Source organism: Alteromonas sp. 4NH20-0104 (genome assembly GCF_057547795.1).
In genome coordinates, this window is sequence record NZ_BAAJLP010000002.1 from 225299 (window position 1) to 245586 (window position 20288).

Below are 20288 nucleotides of genomic sequence, written 5' to 3' on the forward strand. Positions count from 1 at the left end.
AGTTATTCCTGACTATTTATCGGATGTGAATATACCGGCGTGCGCTTTATCCATAATTTAACCGCTTGCCAGTAAATTCCGATGACAGTTCTTAGTGTCATATTCGGTATCGATTTAATTACGCTTCTAACCGTATTTGAGTTTAATGAATTTTGTTTTAAATGCATAATCGCGGTGAAGTGTTTGTTTTTCTTATAACAACTTAGGCCCACTGAGAATGCCTCAGACGGTTGCTGTATATGCCATTTATAGACCATGTCCACCGGATTGAAAGGCGAGACGTGAAATGCTTTCGGCGTGTTTTCCTGCCTGGCCAGATCAACCAGGTAATGGTGTCGTTGGTTCCATGGCGTATTACTGACTTCGGCCAGCATATGGGTGAATTCACCACTGACCTTATTGCGTAAAAAATAAAAATTAACCGGACTGAAATACAGTCCGAAGTGGCGTGCCTGGCCGAGAAGAAATACATCACCGCTTAGATGATTACTGGTGTCTGACAACGCATTAATGCGAGCAATGACCGCTTGTTTCAGTGGCAATGACGAGTCGCCCAGATAATCACTGCGGCGGTATTCAAAAGCGGCTGTGCGGCAGTTAGAAAAGCCTTTTACCGAATGCGCCAGTTGATTGACCTCATCGAGGTTAAGCCACATCATCGCGATACCATATTCAAAGGCATGCTGAGTGGGGGTAAAACGTTCGTGGCTAACCACCCCGGTGCAGATCGCGCTTTCCATTACAGGCTGGCTCCAAATCGCTGACACACATCCAGGGCTGAGCGCACACCGTCTTCGTGGAAACCGTTGTACCAGTACGCACCACAAAAGTGGATGCCATCAATACCACAAATGGTGTCCCGCTGCTGCTGAGCACTGACCATTTTGGGACTGAACTGAGGATGGGCATAGCGGTAAGTCCCCAGCACTTTGTTTGCATCAATACCTGAGGTGTTTAGGCTTACACAAAAAGTCTCCGGGGCGTTCAGACATTGCAGTATATTCATGTCATAGGTTACGGCGGCGGGACGTTGCTGTTCCTGAGGATCGCCGGTTAAGCGGTAATTCCAGCTCGCCCATGCCGCTTTACGTTGAGGGAGTTGGTGAGTGTCATAGTGAAGCACCACATCGTTTTCGGCGTAACCAATCGCGCTAAGGATACGATGCTGAGCTTCGGTCGGTGCGGCCAGCATGGCTAAAGCCTGATCACTATGACAGGCAAAAATAACTTCATCGAAGCGGTCGGTTTGCCCTGCTGCTGTGGTTACCGAAACCCCTCCGTTATCGTGTTCAACCCGGCTCACCGGTGCGCTTAATCGAATCCGCTCGGCAAATGGCTCAATCAGCGGCGCAATGTACTCCCGGGAGCCGCCTTTGATGGTATACCACTGGGGCCGGTCGTTAATGTTTAATAACCCGTGATTATTGAAGAACTGTAAGAAGAATGTCAGCGGGAACGCTTTAGTTTGCTCCAGGCTGGCCGACCAGATAGCGGCGCACATGGGATATATATAGTGTTCGCTGAAGTCGTCACTGAAGCCGTGTTGTTCGATAAACGATGACAGCGTTTGTGAACTGATATCTTTTTCTTGCTCGATAGTCTCTTTGCAAAGGGTATTAAAGCGAACAATATCTTTAACGATTTTCCAGAATTTCGGTCTTAGCAGGTTACGCCGTTGAGCGAATAACGTGTTCAGGTTATGTCCGTTGTACTCAATATTTGTGCCTTCGTGGCGGACGGAAAAACTCATCTCCGTTGGCTGGTATTCCACCCCCAGACTGGTCAGTAGCTTGATGAAATTCGGGTACGTCCAGTCATTAAAAACAATAAATCCGGTATCAATGGCCCATGACTTACCTTGCACGGTGACATCTTTCGTCGCAGTGTGCCCCCCTATATAGTCATTGGCCTCATACAGAGTAATGTTGTGCTGTTTATGCAGCAAATGGGCGCAGGTTAACCCTGAAATTCCGGAGCCAATAATAGCAATGTTTTTTTTCATGCGAAGACCGCCAGCCTGATTATTGTAATTTTGATGAAAGCCATACCTGGAGTCTGCCAGGTAAGCGGAATAAGGTTCGTAGTATTACCCCGAAAACGGTCGGGAAGTAGATGTTGCTCTGCCGTTTAATGATCCCCTTGAGGAGTGATTCAGCGGCTTCCTGAGCCGTAATTTTCATTGGCATTTCAAAGTCATTTTTATCGGTCAGCGGCGTTTCAACAAATCCCGGTGAGGCAGATTGGACAAGAATATCGCGCGATTTCAGGTCTATTTTCATGCTTTGAGTAAAGTAGTGCACGGCGGCTTTACTTGCGCCATAGGCCTGACTGCGGGTAAAGGGAAACAATCTGGCCATGGAATCGATGATGACCAGTTGATTACCGGCCTGGCAGTTAGGCAGCAGAGCGCTTACACAATTGATGATGCCAAAAAAGTTAACTTCGAGTACCCGTCTGAACATGTCAGGCTCAAATTCCGGTAAATCCACGTATTCACAGGTGCCAGCATTGAGCACTGCAATGTCGAAACGTACTTCTGCCAGCGCCGACTTAGTGGCTTGCTCATCGGTGACATCAAACTTCAAGGTCTGAATATTCTGATAACCAGACAGTTTATCGAGCTTTTCCTGGTTGCGCCCGCAGGCAATTACCTGATAGCCGCGTGATGCAGCATGATTAGCCAGGGCTTCGCCGATGCCGGACGTTGCGCCGGTAATGAGTATCGTTTTCATGAGTCTAACTTCTTTTTGATAAAACCAATGAGGTGCCTTAGCAATGGCACATGTTCATATACCATTTCTCCAAGGTCATAATAGTCACGGTGATAATGAATTTTTTCGTCGCGGACCTTAAGTAATGACACGCCGTCGACTGAAATAATATTTGGTTTATTTTTTAACTGCAGCGTCATCGTCCACTCAACCGTATGGCTGTAAGAGCACCCTTCGGTGCTGGCTGACTCTTGTAAAGCGTGTATTGTGAACTGGCAGGTGTCCACCGAATCCAGCAGGTTTGCAAAGTATTTTTTGACTGCTGAGAGGCCCTGATGACGGGTTACCGGATCGACAAACTCAATGTCCTGATGATAGACCAGCGCAAGATCGTTAATGTCGATGCTGGCTAGATCTTCGTATAACTGCCTGAAACGTTCATTAAATGTCACTGCAAAAAAATCCGTAATCGGTAAAGTTTATGCTTGATAATACCGATTGCAGGAAGGCTTAGATCATCAATGGTGTATTTATTTTCAGCCCTGTTGCAATCTCTTCTGGCTTTTAAGATCCAAAACAGAAATGAGGGCGTATTGGACAGTGATTCCCTATTAACTTTGTGAAAGATATCCCATTATGCAAGTAGTCAGTATGCCCTTGTTTCCGTTATCTGCTCATTTATTACCGGGTGGCCACATGGCCCTGAGAATTTTTGAGCCCCGCTATGTTCGGATGGTAAAGGAAGCCTGCGCAGGTGATGGGTGCTTTGTCTTGTGCATGCTTAACTCGCGCGGCGATTTAAGTAAAAACGAACATATTTTTCCGATTGGGACACTCTGCAAGATTGTCGATTTCGACTTGCTCGAAGATGGGTTGCTTGGGATCAAGGTGGAAGGCCAGTATTGTGTGAAGATAAACACAATAGCTACTGAGGCGGACGGCCTGAGGACAGGGCAGTGTGAACGTATCACTGACTGGACTGCCGAAATAGATGACGGCGTTATCGAGCCGTTACGCGACAAGTTGCAGCTGATTTATGACAAATATCCTGAAATCGCACGGCTTTATCCCGAACTTAAGTTTTCAGAACCACTGTGGGTGATATATCGCTGGCTGGAGTTATTACCGGTAGATGCAGCAAACAAACAAGCGTTTTTGAGCGAACAAAACTGCGATAAGGTGCTAAACTATATAAATGACTTGGTGCGGTAATATTTTTGATCCAGATCATAATTTGTTGCGTATGGATTAGCACATACGGAATAAATCGGACCGAAAACTATGCTTGTTGGAATACCATTGGAACACGAAAACAGCGCTGTAGAACCGAAAGAGTGTGCAGTTGAAATGTCTGACTATCTGGTAAAGGTAGCGCAGGACAGGTGCAAAGCCTCATTCGCCAGAGTGTTCGGCTTTTTTGCCCCGCGGCTGAGATCTTACGCACTCAAGCAATTGGGCAATGAAGCATTGGCCATGGAGCTTGTACAGGACACAATGTCCAATGTGTGGCAGAAAGCGCACCTCTTCAATTCGGAAAAAGGTTCTCCTTCTACCTGGATTTTTACCATCGCCAGAAACATTCGCTTTGATATGCTCCGTAAAGTTCAGAATCGCAAGGAAGACATTTGTGCTGATGATTTATGGCCAGTGCTTTGCGAACAAACACCCGACGCGAATGAGAAGTCGTTAGACGATCAGGTTACATTGGAGCAAATCGGTCATTTGTTTGAAGATTTGCCAGAGAAACAGAAAGTAGTATTAGAGGCCATTTACATCGACGGGAAGTCACAGCAGGAAATTGCTGATGAACTGGATATTCCTCTAGGTACTGTAAAATCCAGAACCCGGCTTGCTTTGCAGCGTCTCAAAGGTATGTTAAGCGATTATGATTAAGTTCCACCCAACCCCTGATCTCATTGAGCAGTTTGTGACGGGAACCCTGGCACCAGCCGAGTCGTTAATGGTGTCTGCCCACTGCGATATGTGTAAATACTGTCGGGAACTCGTCGATGACAAAACGGCGGAGTTCGCAATGGATCATCTCGAGCTCGAAAACGCGGCAGAGAGTTACGATCCGCAGTTCGATTTGATGCTTGCTAATATTACTCAACAACCGGTCGCCGAGGCGCCTGATGTGCAAACCCGAAAATTGTCTGCCGCGCAGACGATGAGCACGTCAATTGAGTTAGACGGCAAAACTTTCGAGTTACCTAAAACGTTGCATCGCCTGATTCAAAAGAAAGGCAACTGGTCATCGTTGGTAGGAAAACTATGGCAGGCGCCAGTTGATATGGGCTATGACGGTGTGGCCAACTTCATATACATGGAAAAAGGGGGCTCGGTGCCAGAACATACTCACCGGGGGTCTGAAATGACACTGGTGATCAACGGAGAGTTCTCCGATGGCATGAACGAATATGATTCAGGTGATTTCATTTATATGAATGGCGATCACACTCATGCACCGGCCTCAAACGCCAACGAAGGGTGTCTGGTGTTCAGTATCGTCGATCAACCCCTTCATTTTACCTCGGGGATCGCCCGGCTGCTCAATCCGTTCAGCCATTTATTCTTCAGGTAATGAAACAGGCCATCAGGCCTGTTTTTGTTTGTGTGGGGTAAAATCAGTTTCTGCCATTGCCCTGAATCCATCTTAACGGGTGACTTGCGTCGTTATTCTCCATCCTCTTGTGGTGCTTCTTGCGGTTCATTGGTATTCTGTATCCAACGATAAGCAGAACATGTGACTTTTGGATGGTTGCTCAGTTGTTGGTTCAGGTTGGCATTTACTGCTTGTTCCCCTTGCTCCTGACATTTGAAAAAAATCCTCAGACCCGTCGGGTCTCGCTGTACATCTATGTCAGTCTGGTGCTCATTATGGGCGGATTTCTTGGCGCTGTTTATTCAGTCGTTTTACCCGGTGATATCAGCTTATCCGGCGGTACCATCGCATACGGTGGGTTTATGATGGCCTGCATCATGATGGCCTTTATAGAAAATGACCCGTTTATCCTGCAAAACATCATGCGCCTGGTGGTCACGGTGTCGATTTTCAAAGTCCTGTTGTTCGCCAGTATTGCTGAAACGCTGAACGCAACGGATGTGCTCAATCCCCTTAATGTGCCTGTGGGCCTGTTTGAACTGTCACTGCCGTTGATTGTCCTAGGCGCGCTCCTGATCATTGCTGAACTGTATTTTCTGGTTTTTGTGTTTGACCGCTTAAAAAGAGTGTTACCTAACCACTTTCTGTTTAGTCTCGCCTACAGCCTGGGCTTCGTCAGTATCATTCTGATGGATGGCGTGCTGTTTCCGGTGTTGGCAATGGGTGTATCCAGTGAGGTGTTCGGACTTATCATCGGCAATTTAAGCGGTAAAGCGATTATTGCTGTTACTTTTGGGTCCTATTTATTTCTGTTTATGCTGACCAACAGAGCAAGAATGGAGAAAGCGCTTAATGACCCCTTGCTCAACTGGCGAATGTTGTTATCCAGCTCCAGTAATATTGTGCGTAAGCTTGAACAAAATGAGCAGCAGCTATTACAGGCCAGAACTGTTGTTGAGCACAGTCGGGAAGGGATGGCAGTACTGGATAGTGATTTTCAGGTTGTATCAACCAATCCGGCGCTCGAACATTTGTTTGCCACGTCGAGCATTGGCGAGTTAAACCATAAAGCGCTGTTTAAGTTATTCTCAACACCGGTAAACCTGACACAGGTTAAAATGCAGCTCAGTCAGACAAAATCCTGGTCGGCTGAAGTCTCCTGGCACATCGATAATAAAGCCCATTTTGGTTTACTAACCCTGGTGACTGTGCTGGACCGGCATCTACAGGTGTGCAACTACACCGCCTCATTAACCGATATCTCTGAGCTGGTGGATGTTCGTGAAGAACTGCGCCACATGGCCCATCACGACGTTCTGACCGGCTTATCCAACCGCCGTGCGCTGCAACGTTTATTGGCCGAAACCACCAATGATCAGAACCGGGACTGCAGTCAGGCCGCGTTGTTACTCATCGACCTGGATAACTTTAAGCAGGTTAATGACAGCCTCGGTCATTTTAAGGGAGATAAATTACTGATGCAGGTGGGCCGCCGGCTATCTCAGGTTCTGCCTGCCGGTGCCAAACTGTTTCGTATCGGTGGCGATGAGTTTTCGGTTTATTGTGACGGTATCAGCACTGCCGGCGAAGCACTGCAACTGGCAAACGCCATGCGCCTGCAGGTGAGTTATCCAATTGATATCGATTCACCAGTGCCGGTGTATGTGGATTGTTGCATCGGCATTAGTTTATTCCCGACCTTTGCTTCAACCCTCACAGAGCTTTATCAGCAAGCCGATACCGCGTTGTACTGGGCCAAAGGAATTGGCAAAGGCACTGTAAAGGCTTATCAGGAATCTATGACTGAGACACGCCGCTCTTCGCTGACACTGGAAAGTTTGCTCAGAGAAGCCATTGATAATTGTCAGCTTGATATCTTTTTACAGCCTAAAATCAATTTGCTCAGCGGTGATGTGGAAGGGGCGGAAGTCCTGGCGCGCTGGACCACAGGCGATAACGAGCGAATTCCGCCGGATGTGTTTATTCCGCTTGCTGAACAAGCCGGTTTAATGGGCCGCCTGACTCACTGCATCATGATTAAAGCATGTGACGCGTTTAGCCAAATCGGTGAATTTGTACCAGCCACATTCCGACTAGCGGTGAATATTTCGGCCGGTGAGCTGGCTGATGAGAACCTGTTGAAGTCGCTACGCAGGGTGTTAGGCGAGTTTAATTTAGCGGCTGATCAATTTGAGATTGAATTAACTGAGACGGCTCTGATTGACGTAGACATTGCCACCCTGGTTAGTCTCAAAGAGGAAGGCTTTACCCTGGCGCTGGATGACTTTGGTACTGGCTATTCTTCATTGTCTTATTTAAACCGACTGCCCATCGATACCCTGAAAATTGACCGTAGCTTTATTGCCAATATCCCTGCCGATGTGTCGAGCAGTAATCTTACCCGCAGTATTATTTCCATTGCACGGGATATGAATTGTCAGGTGGTGGCAGAAGGGGTTGAGAATTCCGAGCAACACGCTTTTCTGGAAAATGAAAGCTGTCAGCTGGCTCAGGGATATCTGTACAGCAAGCCGTTACCGCTTTGCGACTTCCTGGCCTTTATTAAAAGTTGATGAGCGGTGTAAGCTAACGGTTAGCGCTCACAAAAAAGCAGCCTTCAGGCTGCTTTTTTGTTGGGGTAAACAGTGTGTTAGCTAATGAACTCACTGTCCGGGAAGTTCAGTTTCAGCGTTTTCATGGCGTTATCGCGTAATTCTGTGAGCTCTAACTGTTCATAGCACGACACCATAATTTCCAGCGCCTGTTGCACCTGATCTGAGTCCGGATAGTATTCAAGCACGTAACGGCCTCGGTTTGCCGCCGCAATAAACGCTTCACGGCGCATATAGAAGCGGGCAATAGAGATTTCATAACTGGCCAGACGATTTTTGATAAACACCATACGCTGGCGCGCATCAGCAGCGTACTTACTATCCGGATATTGCTGGATTAAACGTCTGAAATCGTCAAAAGCCTGTTTGGATTTACTCGGGTCGCGATCGGTAGTATCAATACCTACGAGTTCCTGGAACAGGTTGTTATCGGCTTCCATGTTGGTCAGACCGCGCATATAAAACGCGTAATCTACGTCAGCATGGTTAGGGTTTAAGCGAATGAAACGGTCGATGGTGGCCAGAGTCTGGTCAACCTTGCCGGATTTATAATAGCTGTAAACCAAATCTAACTGTACCTGGTGAGACAGTGGGCCAAATGGAAAGCGGGAGTCCAGCGCACTCAGAGAGTCGGCGGCCGCGGCGAAGTTACCATTCGCCATACTCTGACGTGCTTTGTCGTAAAGTGCCTGCGCGCCCAGGTTTGCATTCATCACCTGATCTTCTTTGCTTGAGGATGAACACCCTGTCACGGTTAACAAAACGCTAATCAGCAGGGGGGCAATGCAACGGTTTATTTTCATAGTACTACTGGTTCCTGGTACACAATTAATTTTTTACTGCAAGGGTAAACAGTTTTCTGTCTGGCATTTTAACGTACTCTTAAACGCAAACACCACATAAACTCCAAAAGAAAACAGCCTCTGCTGCCAAACCTGTTATAATCTGCCTTTTGTGTTCCCACTTTAGGCGGTTATGGTACAACAAAGTTCACAGATTTCATTAGCAGCGCAAACTGAATCCCAACACTTTGGTTTGAGGTTAGATCAGGTAATTGCAGATTTGTTCCCTGATTATTCCCGTTCAAAGTTAAAAGAATGGATTTTGGCAGGTAATGTAACGGTAAATGGCGAAGTGTGCAAAGTCCCGCGTCAAAAAATGACCGGTGATGAGTTAATTGAGGTTGAGGCCGAAATTACCCAGCAGGTTGCCAATGTGCCGCAAAAAATAGAACTGGACATCGTTTATGAAGACGATCAGATCCTGGTAATTAATAAACCCGCCGATCTGGTTGTTCATCCCGGTGCCGGTAATCAGGACGGCACGCTATTGAACGCGTTACTGGCCCACGTGCCGGATATCGATAAAGTGCCCAGAGCCGGCATTGTCCATCGCCTCGATAAAGACACCACCGGTCTGATGGTGGTGGCTAAAACGTTACCAGCTCAAACCCATCTGGTAGAGCAATTGCAGGGCAGGGTGATGAGTCGCGAATACGAAGCGCTTGCTTTTGGCACTATGATTGCCGGAGGTATTGTTGATGCGCCGATTGGTCGTCATGCGACGAAACGTACACACATGGCGGTCCGCGAGTTCGGTAAACCCGCAGTGACTCACTATCGGGTTATCGAGAAATTCCGTGCTCATACCCACGTGCGGTTGAAACTGGAAACCGGTCGCACGCATCAGATCCGTGTCCATATGGCTTATATTAAGCATCCATTGGTTGGCGATCCGGCCTATGGCGGCAGATGGCGCTTACCCAAAGGTGCCAGCGAAGAATTTGCTGACACGTTAAGAAACTTCAAGCGACAGGCACTGCATGCTGCGCAGTTATCTCTGTACCATCCGCAAACCGATGAGTGGATGACCTGGCAGGCGCCGTTACCAGAGGATATGGTTAGTCTTATCGAAAGTACTCGCCAGGACACTAAGCAATTTGGCCTGGATGAACTCTGATCTTCCGCTGATTTTGCCGGCCTGGGATGCGCCGGCCAGTGTCACTGCCTATTGCACTACCCGGCAAGGGGGGAGCAGTGAAGGTATCTACGCCAGCCTGAATGTAGGCAATCATGTGGGCGACAGTGCCGAGCAGGTGAGTCGCAACCGCAGTCTGCTGCCCCATCATGAGAAACTGCACTGGTTAAATCAGGTACATGGTCATCAGGTGGTGACTTTGCCAACCGCAATCACAGAAGCCGATGCATCAATAAGTCGTTCGCCCGAACATCTTTGTGCTGTGATGACGGCTGACTGTGTACCCGTGCTCTTATGCAATACAGCAGGCACGGAAGTGGCCGCCATTCATGCGGGCTGGAAAGGGTTGCACCTGAAGGTGATTGAGCACACGATTGCCGCGATGCAATCGCCGGCCAATACGTTGCTAGCCTGGATAGGGCCAGCCATTTCACAAGCTTGTTATGAAGTGTCTGAGCAGGTAGCCCGTCATTTCAGTCAGTATCCGGGCGCTATTATTCGCTCTGATAATGCCGATAAATATCTGCTCGATCTGCCAATGATAGCGCGCTGTCAGTTAGCCTCGCTCGGCTTACAGCACATTACCCCGTCAGCGCTTTGTACCTATGCCGATGAGCGATTCTTTTCGCACCGTCAGGCGACCCACCAACAACAGCAGCAAACCGGCCGAATGGTCAGCGTGATAGGGTTGTGTGGCGTATAGCGGTAAGTGCTGTACACCTTTTTGCCTTTCTCCTACTATGATGCCTGTAACAGCTTATAAAGAATAAAAAAGTTAAGGAGACGACAGTTGAAAAAAATTATCTCATGTTTGGTTGGCGTAACCGCATCATTGTTATGCGCCAGTGCCGTAAACGCGGCCTCACCAGAACGCTTTAAAGGCCATATGATGTTGCTGGCCGACGATTTGCTGGCCGGTCGCGACACCGGTAGTATAGGGCACGATTTTGCGTCGCTGTATATTGCCAGTGAGTTGCAAAAGATGGGCGTTGCCCCCGCCGGTGAAGAAGGGAGTTACTATCAGGTAGTGCCATTTAAGCAGGCGACCCTGGATATGTCATCGCCCAAAATGGTGGTCTCAGACGGCGATGATTCCGTTGAATTTGAGTTTATGCAAAATATGCTCATGAGCGCCGACATCAACAACGAAACATCCAGTGTGTCCGGCGAGCTGGTTTTTGCTGGGTTTGGTATTGATGCACCGTACCTTAATTATAGCGATTACGAAAATATAGACTTAAAAGGCAAAATAGCGGTGATTTTGTCTGACAGACCGCATGACTTCCCCAGTGAGGAAGGTTCTCACTTTCGACGCCTGATTGCTGACAGCCTGGTAAAAAGCGGTGCTATCGGAACCATAGTGGTAAGCACGCCGACCTCTGAAAAAGTATCACCCTTCGAGAAGCGCAAGTTATATGTAAAAACACCGTCCACTCGCTGGTTAACCAAAGAGGGTGAAGTAAACAACGGTTATCCGGCGCTGAAAGGCGGCGCAACCCTAAGCCTGGAAGCAGGTAAAACCCTGTTTGAGATGGCCCGCATCGACCTGCAAGAGATTTTTGAGAAAATCGAAAATAATGAGTCGCTGACGCCACGGCCAATGGGGCTGACAGCCACCCTGGAAAAGAAATCGGTACACAGTGAAACCACTAGTCCCAATGTTGTTGGCGTAATTGAGGGCTCTGATCCGAAGCTTAAAAATGAATTTATCATTTTAAGCGCGCACTCAGACCACATTGGTGTGAGTAAAAACTCGGTGTTAAAAGACAAAATTAACAATGGTGCGATGGATAATGCCAGTGGAGTATCCACACTGCTGGAAATCGCTCACGAATTCCATCATGCCAAAGAAAAGCCTAAACGCTCGGTAATCTTTGCTTTTGTGACCGGTGAAGAGAAGGGCCTGTTAGGCTCTGAATACTACGCCACTTATCCTACGGTGCCCATTGATAACATTGTTGCCAATGTGAATCTGGATATGCCTATCCTGACTTACCGTACTAACGAGATTATTGCCTTTGGCGCTACCCATAGCTCGCTTGAAAAAACGGTTAGCAGTACCTTGCTGAAAAATGAAATGAAGCTGATTGAAGATCCGATGCCTGAGCAGGCCATATTTGTTCGCAGCGACCAGTATAGTTTTGTTAAACAGGGTGTACCGGCTGTTTTCTTAGTGCCGAGTCTTGCGACTGAAGTAAAAGATGCCCTTGCCGTATCGCCACAAACCTTCCTGGCTAAGCATTATCACATGCCTTCGGATGATTTAAATTTACCTATTGATTACGAGTGGGCCGCGCAATTTGTTGAAATCAATTACGCCATTGCCCGGGATTTGGCCAACGCGCCGGAACGTCCTGCCTGGAACAGCGATAGTTTCTTTTCTACCCTGGGTAAAGACTAACTGTTTGTTTCTGCTGGCCGTCTGCATTCGCAGGCGGCTTTTTATTCCGCCTTTAAACCCGCCCAAAATCAGCCATACTTAACATCAGCCAGATACCTGACCTGACGCAAATTATGTAATTATTTGCGCATAATTTTTATACAGGTTACTTGAATCCGGATTTATTCATACCCATAAACAGAGCAAGGGTATTAGCACGGTTAAAAGAGGTTTCCATGCGTTTAGATAGATTTACCAGCAAGTTCCAGATTGCGATCTCAGATGCGCAGTCTCTTGCTTTGGGCAGAGATCATCAGTTTATCGAGCCCGTGCATTTGATGACAGCATTGTTAAATCAGCAGGGCGGCACCGTTCGTTCAATGCTGGATCAGGCTGGCGTAAATGTGAATGCGCTGCGCTCTGCACTGTCCCAGGCGATTGAAAGATTGCCACGGGTAGAAGGTATCGGCGGCGAAGTACAGTTAGGCAAAGACAGCGTTGTACTGCTCAACCTGTGTGACAAAATCGCCCAGCAACGAAAAGACGATTATATTACGTCCGAAATTTTCGTGTTGGCCGGTATTCAGGATAAAGGCCGGCTGGGTGATATGTTCCGCGAGCTGGGGGTCACCAAAGAAGCCATTGAAAAAGCCATTGATGCCATGCGCGGCGGTCAGAAAGTCACTGACCCTAACGCCGAAGACGTGCGTCAGGCACTCGAGAAATACACCACGGATCTCACTGAACGTGCAGAACAGGGCAAGTTGGACCCGGTAATTGGCCGGGATGACGAAATTCGCCGTACTGTGCAGGTTTTGCAACGCCGGACAAAAAACAATCCGGTGTTAATTGGTGAGCCTGGGGTGGGTAAAACTGCTATTGTCGAGGGGCTGGCCCAACGCATTATTAATGGCGAAGTGCCGGAAGGCTTAAAAGACAAGCGCGTATTGTCGCTGGACATGGGCGCGCTGGTGGCTGGGGCCAAATATCGTGGTGAGTTTGAAGAACGGCTCAAAGCCGTTCTTAACGAACTAGCCAAAGAAGAAGGCCGGGTCATTTTGTTTATCGATGAGTTACACACCATGGTTGGGGCGGGGAAATCAGACGGCGCAATGGACGCCGGTAATATGCTCAAACCAGCACTTGCCCGCGGCGAATTACACTGTGTGGGCGCCACCACTCTGGATGAGTACCGTCAATACATTGAGAAAGATGCCGCGCTGGAACGCCGGTTCCAGAAAGTACTGGTAAATGAACCCAGTGTGGAAGATACCATCGCGATTTTACGAGGGCTAAAGGAACGTTACGAATTGCACCACTCGGTAGATATCACCGACCCGGCAATTGTCGCCGCTGCCACGTTGTCACACCGTTATATCAGTGACCGGCAGTTGCCCGATAAGGCTATCGATTTGATTGATGAAGCTGCTTCAAGTATTCGCCTGCAAATTGATTCTAAACCGGAAGAGATGGATCGCCTTGAGCGCCGTATTATCCAGCTTAAACTGGAAGAGCAGGCGTTGGCAAAAGAAACCGATGATGCCAGTCACAAGCGGCTTGAAATGATTGAGCTGGAACGTGAGCAGGCGGAAATTAAGTTCGCTGAACTGGAGAAAATCTGGAAGGAAGAAAAAGAGGCGATGCAGGGCACCCAGTCGATTAAATCTGAGCTGGAACAAGCCAAGCTGGATTTAGAGATTGCTCGCCGTGCCTCGGATTTAAACCGGATGTCTGAGTTACAGTATGGCCGTATTCCTGAGCTTGAGATGAAGCTGGAAAAAGCCGCCGAAAACGAGAACAAAGAAACTCTGTTAATGAAAAACCGGGTTACGGATGCTGAAATTGCTGATGTGTTGTCGCGCTGGACGGGGATTCCGGTGTCGAAAATGCTTGAAGGCGAGCGCGATAAGCTATTGCGAATGGAAGATGTACTGCACAAACGCGTAGTGGGTCAGCATGAGGCTGTTAACGCAGTGTCCAATGCCATTCGCCGTTCACGTGCAGGGCTGGCCGATCCAAACCGACCCATTGGTTCGTTCCTGTTCTTAGGACCAACCGGGGTAGGTAAAACAGAGCTGTGTAAATCACTGGCCGGGTTTATGTTTGATACCGAAGAGGCCATGATCCGCATAGATATGTCGGAATTTATGGAAAAACACAGCGTGGCACGCTTGGTAGGTGCGCCGCCGGGGTACGTAGGATACGAAGAGGGCGGTTATTTAACCGAAGCGGTGCGCCGTAAGCCTTATTCCGTGATCCTGCTTGATGAGGTAGAGAAAGCCCATCCGGATGTGTTTAATATTTTACTGCAGGTGCTGGACGATGGTCGCCTGACCGATGGCCAGGGCCGCACTGTAGATTTCAAGAATACCGTAGTGATCATGACTTCTAACCTGGGCTCTGACATTATTCAGGATAAGCATCAGGAAAATCAGTACGAAGAAATGAAATCGATGGTGATGAATGTGGTGGGGCAGCATTTCCGTCCGGAGTTCATTAACCGGGTGGATGATATAGTGGTCTTCCACCCACTGGGTAAAGAGCAGATTAAAACCATCGCTAAGATTCAACTGGCGGCGCTGCGTGCCCGGCTGGCAGATAAAGGCTATAAACTTGAATTATCTGCTGCGGCAATGGATAAGCTGGCTGACGCTGGGTTTGATCCAGTGTTTGGTGCAAGACCGCTCAAGCGGGCCATCCAGACACAGGTAGAAAACCCACTGGCGCAGCAACTGCTGTCGGGCGCTATCTTGCCAGAGTCCACTATTCGTATTGATGTGGATGGCGATAGTTTAATTGTGTATTAATACTCTGACCTGATGCAAAAAAGGCTGCCAGAGGCAGCCTTTTTCCTATTGTCGTGAGCTTAATATAATCGGATGTATGTTTATTTCAGTCGATTAAATAACTCTTCTGCTTCCGCTTTATCCGGAAACACTTTATCCAAGGTATTGTTACGAAGTAATTCTTGTTTGGCTTCTTCTTTCTTACCCAGCTTGTCTAGTGTTGCAGCAATATGATACTGAATTGTCGGATCTTCAGAATTGACTGCATATGCCCTACGCAGTGTATTCAGGCCTTTCTCTAGTTGATTTGCCGTTACCAACAGCCAACCGTAAGTATCCAGTAAGGGCGCTGAATTACCTGAAATTTCCAGTGCTTTCTGACTGAAATTCAGGGCTTTTTCTATGTCTTTGTTAGTATAGATATTTGCCATGTTGTTTAAAATAAAAGCGCGTTGGGGAAGTTTCTCTTCGTCGAGAAGTGCCGTGTATATACGCTCTGCTTCGTCATATTGTTTGTCCAACATCAGTGCATCAGCGAGGATCTGTCTAACCAATACTGATTGACTACTTTTTGACGTGAGTCCTTTTACATAGTTGATAAATTTACTTCTGTACTGCTGATTTTGCTGAGCGATAACATAGAGTTTTAACAGTGGCAGATTAAAACTGGTCATTGATTGGTGAGATTTTAAATAATTAGAAAAAGCCTTTTCTACTTCATTCTGTGCTAGGAGCAAGTCTCCTTGTAACACCAGATAATTAGCATTCTCGCCAAACATTTCGGAGTAAGTAGACAGTTTCTCTTTTGCTGACTCAAGCTTGGATTGCTCAATAAGAAAATTAATAAATTCAGCATGGGCCTGCTCCCATTTGGGGTTCAATTCGATGGCGCGTTTTATCGATCTCTCTGCTCCTTCTAAATCCAGTGCTGAACGCTGAATTTTACTAAGGCGCAGTAAATCAAATGGTTTATCTGACCAGATTGCGTAAACCACATTGAGCTGAGAGGCTGCGTCGGGATAGTTGCGCTGCTCTATCAAAATGTCGGCTTTTTTCAACATGTATTCGGAATTCAATCTATCAAGATTGAGTAATTGATTTATCTCTGAGATGGCATTTTTCAGATCGCCAGTCTGCCGGTAAATTGAAACGAGTAGTTCCCGAGGTTCAGGGCTCGAGGCATTGAGCGCTTTCGCGATCAATAGTCGATCAATAGCCAGATCGAACTGCTTTTCCAGTGTATAAATTTGGCCTAACAGTAGCAATGCTGACAGGTTGTCACGCTTTTCTTTTACTACAGACTCAAGGAGTTCGATGGCTTCTTCTCGTTTGTCTTGCTGGAACGCAATTCGTGCTTTGACAACTTTAGCGCCTAAATGATTAGGCTCTAATCGAAGGGCTTTATTAACTATTTCTGTGGCTTCTTCGGTTCGACCAAGTCGAATGGCAATATCCGCTCTGATAATTTGATATGCCAGGTTGTCCGGCCATTTTTCTGTTAAATACGATGCCTGAATAAAAGCGTTATTAAAGTCACCAATCTGGCCAAACAAAATCGCTTTTAATTCTGCAACAGATTCTTCCTTACTGTTTTTTAAGTTGGCATCTAGATAATCACTGGCTGCCTGATATTGATGCTTACTCATCAACAGTTTGGCATGGATGAGTTTAACTTTAGTATTGTCTGGGTAGGTTTTCTGAAGCTCAGGTAGCATACGTTCGCATTTAAAGTTTCGGCGAATCGAAATATAGAGCTCGCAGGTCAGTACGCCAACATCGGGATTTTTTAATACCACATTAATGTGTTTTTCCAGCGCGGCTATCGCATCTTTGTAATAGCCAAAACGCAGAAGGGAATCGGCCAACATACCAATAATTTCTGGAGAGGGGGTGCGCTCCGATACGTAACGAGCCAGCTCTGTACTGGCGAGTTCATAGTTTTGGTTAATATAGGCAACTATACCTGTAACAACGCTGAGCTGAATTCGTTCATTACGTTGTTTCTCATCGAGTAAACTAAGTTCCTGAGTAAGTTGCTGGAGGATCTTATCTGCTTCAAACTGTTGTTTGGTTAACGCCAGGATGCGCGCTTTTAATAAACGGATTTGAATATCTGCCGGGGTTTGTTGCTCAATTTTTGTAATGACTTTGCGAGCTTCCTCATAGTCACCTAATTCTGCGAGCTCAGCCGCTAATGAACGCATGAAAAGTGGATTAGATGGCTGCAGACTATCGACCTTTTTAAAGGTTTCCAGAGCTTCTTCTTTTTGCCCTCTGGCATGTTGCAGTTTGCCAAAAGCGTGTAATAGAACCGCAGAAGAGGGGATTTTTGTACGATAGCCAAGCAATAAATCTTCAGCCCCGTCAAGGTTACCAACCGATATCAACATATCTGCGTAGGCACTGACAACGACTAAATTATTTGGCGATAGCTTTAATATTTGTTGATATTCTGATTCCGCTTCTTTTGGCCTGTTTTGTCTTATATACGCACTTGCAGCATTTAATTTAAGTGCAATTTTGGTTTCCGTCGAAATGGACTGGCTGTCTGCAAGGTTTACTACCAAATCATATTCACCCTGCATTAAATAAGCGGTGCTCAAATAAGGCAGTGCTAGATTTTTATCGGCGCCAAGTTGCAGAGACTCTTTGAATTCATCGATGGCATCCAGAATAAATCCGTCAATAAGAAGGATCCTGCCCATCAATAACTTGGAGGGAAGATGATCCGGATTATCTCTTAAGGTGTTCTTTAACAATATGTAAGCTTCACCCACTTGTTCCTGATTAAATGCGCTTAGTGCTGCCTCATACTTATCCTGGGCAATCGATGAGTTTGATAATAAAAGTATCGCACAGGCAAATGTGCTTTTTAGTAAGTTATTCATATTGCTTCTGTCTTATCTATTTGACTTGATTATGAAGGGTTTACAGGTATAAAAAAACCCCGCTTAGCGGGGTTTTTATGTCATAAGAAAATAATTACTTATGTATTCTGCGGCGATTCCACATAAATACAAGCGCTGCAGCCATTAAACCAAGTGACGCAGGCGCGTTAGCTTCTACCGGAGGGGTAGTATTGCTATCTTCATGACTAGTCATGATGCCAGCAATCTTAACGTAATCTTTGCCATTCTCGTAACCGCTGGTAGAACCAAAATATTTGTTATATGCACCCACTAACCAATATTGTGATTCAAAACCGCCATTGTTAAAGCTCTCCCAACCTGAGGTTGCACCGTGGTTAATAATTTCGAACACGGCATGCGTTCCGGCCGTAATTGCACTGGCAATTGAGCTCCATGTAGAGCTGCTGCTATATGACGGTAAGGTATTAAAACCAATCACCACCATATCACTGTCGTTTGACGAATAGCCTATATTCAACTGAGTCAAAGCTACAGATTTGTTAAAATCAAATAACAGCATGTCTCTCTGATCACTGTTATCAACGTAGTGACCATCGTTATTGTCCTGGTTATAGACAAGCAAACCATGATTATTTGATGATACTTCCGCCGTTTCTACTTCACCGTTATTGCCAGTATCTGCATACGCGGTGATATCCAGGTTTAGTCCACCTTGTGAAATCTCGTAAACGTTTCCGTCTCCGCTAGATGTGTTCGAAAAGTTACTGGAACTAGTAAAATCAAATGTTGATACTGTTGTTGTTGCATTGGCTAGGCTTGCCGCGAATAAACCAATGGTGCTCAGAACCAGAACTGTCTTATTACAGTTAAACCGCATACTTCACTTCCTCATTAACTACGCATTCTTGCTAAAACATCTTAAGCAAAAAGTGATCCAAAATTTAAAATATTATAAATTCAATAGGTTAGAATTATTTGTCAGTTAATTTTACGGTCAGTGTAAATTATCCTGACATGGATATGGATGAGAAAGTGCTTCAACATGGCAGTTTCTTAATCCCTTGATTTGCATTCTATAAGTAATAGTCAAAGTGATATGTATATGATCTGATAAGTAGTTATACCACGTAGGTATTGAGGTATATAAAAGCAGAAATGCTTTGAAACTTAAAATCGTTAAGCATGTCCATTGAGATTATGAAATAATGTGCACCGTTTGTAGCTATAGAGAAAATCATGTCAGAGAGTAAACATAAAGGTATCTATTTGTTACCGAATCTTCTAACCACCGCCGGGCTGTTTTCAGGTTTCTTTGCTGTAGTGTCTTCGATGAACGGGCGTTTTGAAGCTGCAGCGGTAGCAGTTTTCGTCGCCATGATATTTGATGGTTTGGATGGACGGGTGGCCAGAATTACCAATACCCAGAGTGATTTTGGTGCGGAATACGATTCCATGGCCGATATGGTGTCATTCGGTATGGCGCCTGCGTTAGTGGCTTATAACTGGGGTCTCAGTGATTTGGGTAAGCTCGGTTGGTTTGCTGCCTTTATCTATGTAGCAGGTGCTGCACTGCGGCTGGCACGCTTTAATACTCAGGTTGGTGTTGCCGACAAACGTTTCTTCCAGGGGCTAGCCAGTCCGGCAGCGGCCGCCGTTGTGTGCGGATTTGTCTGGTTAGGTGTCGAGTACGATATTAATGGTAACGATATTGGACTGATTGTTGCGCTGGTTACCGGCTTATCCGGTCTGTTAATGGTCAGTAACTTTAAATATAACAGCTTTAAAGAAGTCAACTGGAACGGCAAGGTGCCGTTTGTCGCACTGTTAGTCATATTGCTGATATTTATCATTGTGGCAACAGAGCCAGCCTTAGTGTTGTTTATTGTATTTGCACTTTATGCACTGGCAGGCCCAATTAACACATTTAGAACGGTTGATAAGGTGACGTTGAGTGATGTGGTTGGCGATCAGGTAGAAGATGCTGATTTTGTATCCAAGGTCAGTGCGGAAGACACAGAAGAAACGCCAGTTAAAGGGCAGAGCACAGACGATATAAAAGAACCAAAAGACGAAAAAACGTCGAATTAGTACGGTAAATATACTGATTGATTAAAACGCGACCAAACGGTCGCGTTTTTTAGTTTTATCGCGAAATAATGGTTGACGTTGAAAACCAGATGCGTAGAATGCGCCCCTCTTCAACAGGGAACGCCCAAACAGGCCAACCCGACATATGGCAAAGCCTTATGTGAAGCGGTATGCAGCGACAATGCTTCGAAAATAAATTTTCAAAAAAGTGTTGACGCAGTAAACCAAAAGCGTATTATACGCATCCCGCTTCGGCAGGTTT

Annotated in this window: 16 protein-coding genes; 9 read left to right on the top strand and 7 right to left on the bottom strand. The window is 46.4% G+C overall.

Annotation, left to right across the window (positions count from 1 at the left end; genetic code table 11):
• Positions 1-2: 2 nt before the first annotated feature.
• The 4 genes from AC27IB_RS02640 to AC27IB_RS02655 are packed head-to-tail and all read right to left on the bottom strand — an operon-like array spanning position 3 to position 3163.
• Entirely contained in the window at positions 3-740 is a 738-nt protein-coding gene (locus AC27IB_RS02640) for a DUF1365 domain-containing protein (protein ID WP_487118697.1), read from the bottom strand.
• A complete protein-coding gene (locus AC27IB_RS02645; protein ID WP_487118698.1) occupies positions 740-2002 on the bottom strand; it encodes an NAD(P)/FAD-dependent oxidoreductase in 1263 nt (420 codons plus the stop codon). Before AC27IB_RS02645 ends, AC27IB_RS02640 begins: the two co-directional genes overlap by 1 nt.
• A 19-nt stretch (positions 2003-2021) precedes the next feature.
• A complete protein-coding gene (locus AC27IB_RS02650) occupies positions 2022-2732 on the bottom strand; it encodes an SDR family NAD(P)-dependent oxidoreductase (RefSeq protein WP_487118700.1) in 711 nt (236 codons plus the stop codon).
• On the bottom strand, positions 2729-3163 hold the full coding sequence (locus tag AC27IB_RS02655) for a nuclear transport factor 2 family protein (RefSeq protein WP_487118702.1): 435 nt from the start codon (positions 3161-3163) through the stop codon (positions 2729-2731). The genes AC27IB_RS02650 and AC27IB_RS02655 overlap by 4 nt, the downstream gene beginning before the upstream one ends.
• 184 nt (positions 3164-3347) lie before the next feature.
• On the opposite strand from AC27IB_RS02655, the gene AC27IB_RS02660 reads away from it, so the two are divergent.
• The 4 genes from AC27IB_RS02660 to AC27IB_RS02675 all read left to right on the top strand — a co-directional run bounded on the left by AC27IB_RS02660 (position 3348) and on the right by AC27IB_RS02675 (position 7886).
• Positions 3348-3923, top strand: coding sequence for an LON peptidase substrate-binding domain-containing protein (locus AC27IB_RS02660; protein WP_487118704.1), 576 nt, complete (start codon positions 3348-3350; stop codon positions 3921-3923).
• Positions 3924-3992: 69 nt separating this feature from the next.
• Entirely contained in the window at positions 3993-4604 is a 612-nt protein-coding gene (locus AC27IB_RS02665; RefSeq protein WP_296047270.1) for a sigma-70 family RNA polymerase sigma factor, read from the top strand.
• The gene (locus AC27IB_RS02670; protein ID WP_296047273.1) at positions 4597-5292 is read left to right on the top strand and encodes a ChrR family anti-sigma-E factor; all 696 of its coding nucleotides are present in this window, start codon (positions 4597-4599) and stop codon (positions 5290-5292) included. Before AC27IB_RS02665 ends, AC27IB_RS02670 begins: the two co-directional genes overlap by 8 nt.
• A 173-nt stretch (positions 5293-5465) precedes the next feature.
• Positions 5466-7886, top strand: coding sequence for a putative bifunctional diguanylate cyclase/phosphodiesterase (locus AC27IB_RS02675; RefSeq protein ID WP_487118707.1), 2421 nt, complete (start codon positions 5466-5468; stop codon positions 7884-7886).
• Between the two features lie 77 nt (positions 7887-7963).
• Here AC27IB_RS02675 and AC27IB_RS02680 read toward each other — a convergent pair whose 3' ends face one another.
• A complete protein-coding gene (locus tag AC27IB_RS02680; RefSeq protein ID WP_487118709.1) occupies positions 7964-8728 on the bottom strand; it encodes an outer membrane protein assembly factor BamD in 765 nt (254 codons plus the stop codon).
• A gap of 172 nt (positions 8729-8900) precedes the next feature.
• Between AC27IB_RS02680 and rluD the strand changes: the two genes are divergently transcribed.
• The 4 genes from rluD (at position 8901) to clpB (ending at position 15089) form a co-directional block, all read left to right on the top strand.
• Positions 8901-9884 (top strand): 23S rRNA pseudouridine(1911/1915/1917) synthase RluD, encoded by a 984-nt coding sequence (gene rluD, locus AC27IB_RS02685; protein ID WP_296047280.1) that lies wholly within the window; start codon positions 8901-8903, stop codon positions 9882-9884.
• Entirely contained in the window at positions 9874-10605 is a 732-nt protein-coding gene (pgeF, locus tag AC27IB_RS02690) for a peptidoglycan editing factor PgeF (RefSeq protein WP_487118711.1), read from the top strand. The genes rluD and pgeF overlap by 11 nt, the downstream gene beginning before the upstream one ends.
• Before the next feature lie 87 nt (positions 10606-10692).
• Complete coding sequence (locus AC27IB_RS02695; RefSeq protein ID WP_487118713.1) at positions 10693-12303, top strand: M28 family metallopeptidase; 1611 nt, start codon at positions 10693-10695, stop codon at positions 12301-12303.
• 215 nt (positions 12304-12518) lie between these two features.
• Positions 12519-15089 carry an ATP-dependent chaperone ClpB gene (gene clpB / locus AC27IB_RS02700; RefSeq protein WP_487118715.1) on the top strand — a complete coding sequence of 857 codons (2571 nt, stop codon included), beginning with the start codon at positions 12519-12521 and terminating at the stop codon, positions 15087-15089.
• An 80-nt stretch (positions 15090-15169) separates the two neighbouring features.
• Here clpB and prsT read toward each other — a convergent pair whose 3' ends face one another.
• Both prsT and xdp1 read right to left on the bottom strand, forming a co-directional pair.
• Positions 15170-17956 (bottom strand): XrtA/PEP-CTERM system TPR-repeat protein PrsT, encoded by a 2787-nt coding sequence (gene prsT / locus AC27IB_RS02705; RefSeq protein WP_487118717.1) that lies wholly within the window; start codon positions 17954-17956, stop codon positions 15170-15172.
• 94 nt (positions 17957-18050) lie between these two features.
• Complete coding sequence (xdp1, locus tag AC27IB_RS02710; RefSeq protein WP_487118719.1) at positions 18051-18815, bottom strand: exosortase-dependent surface protein XDP1; 765 nt, start codon at positions 18813-18815, stop codon at positions 18051-18053.
• Between the two features lie 359 nt (positions 18816-19174).
• Between xdp1 and pssA the strand changes: the two genes are divergently transcribed.
• Entirely contained in the window at positions 19175-20026 is an 852-nt protein-coding gene (gene pssA, locus AC27IB_RS02715) for a CDP-diacylglycerol--serine O-phosphatidyltransferase (RefSeq protein ID WP_487118721.1), read from the top strand.
• Positions 20027-20288: the final 262 nt, after the last annotated feature.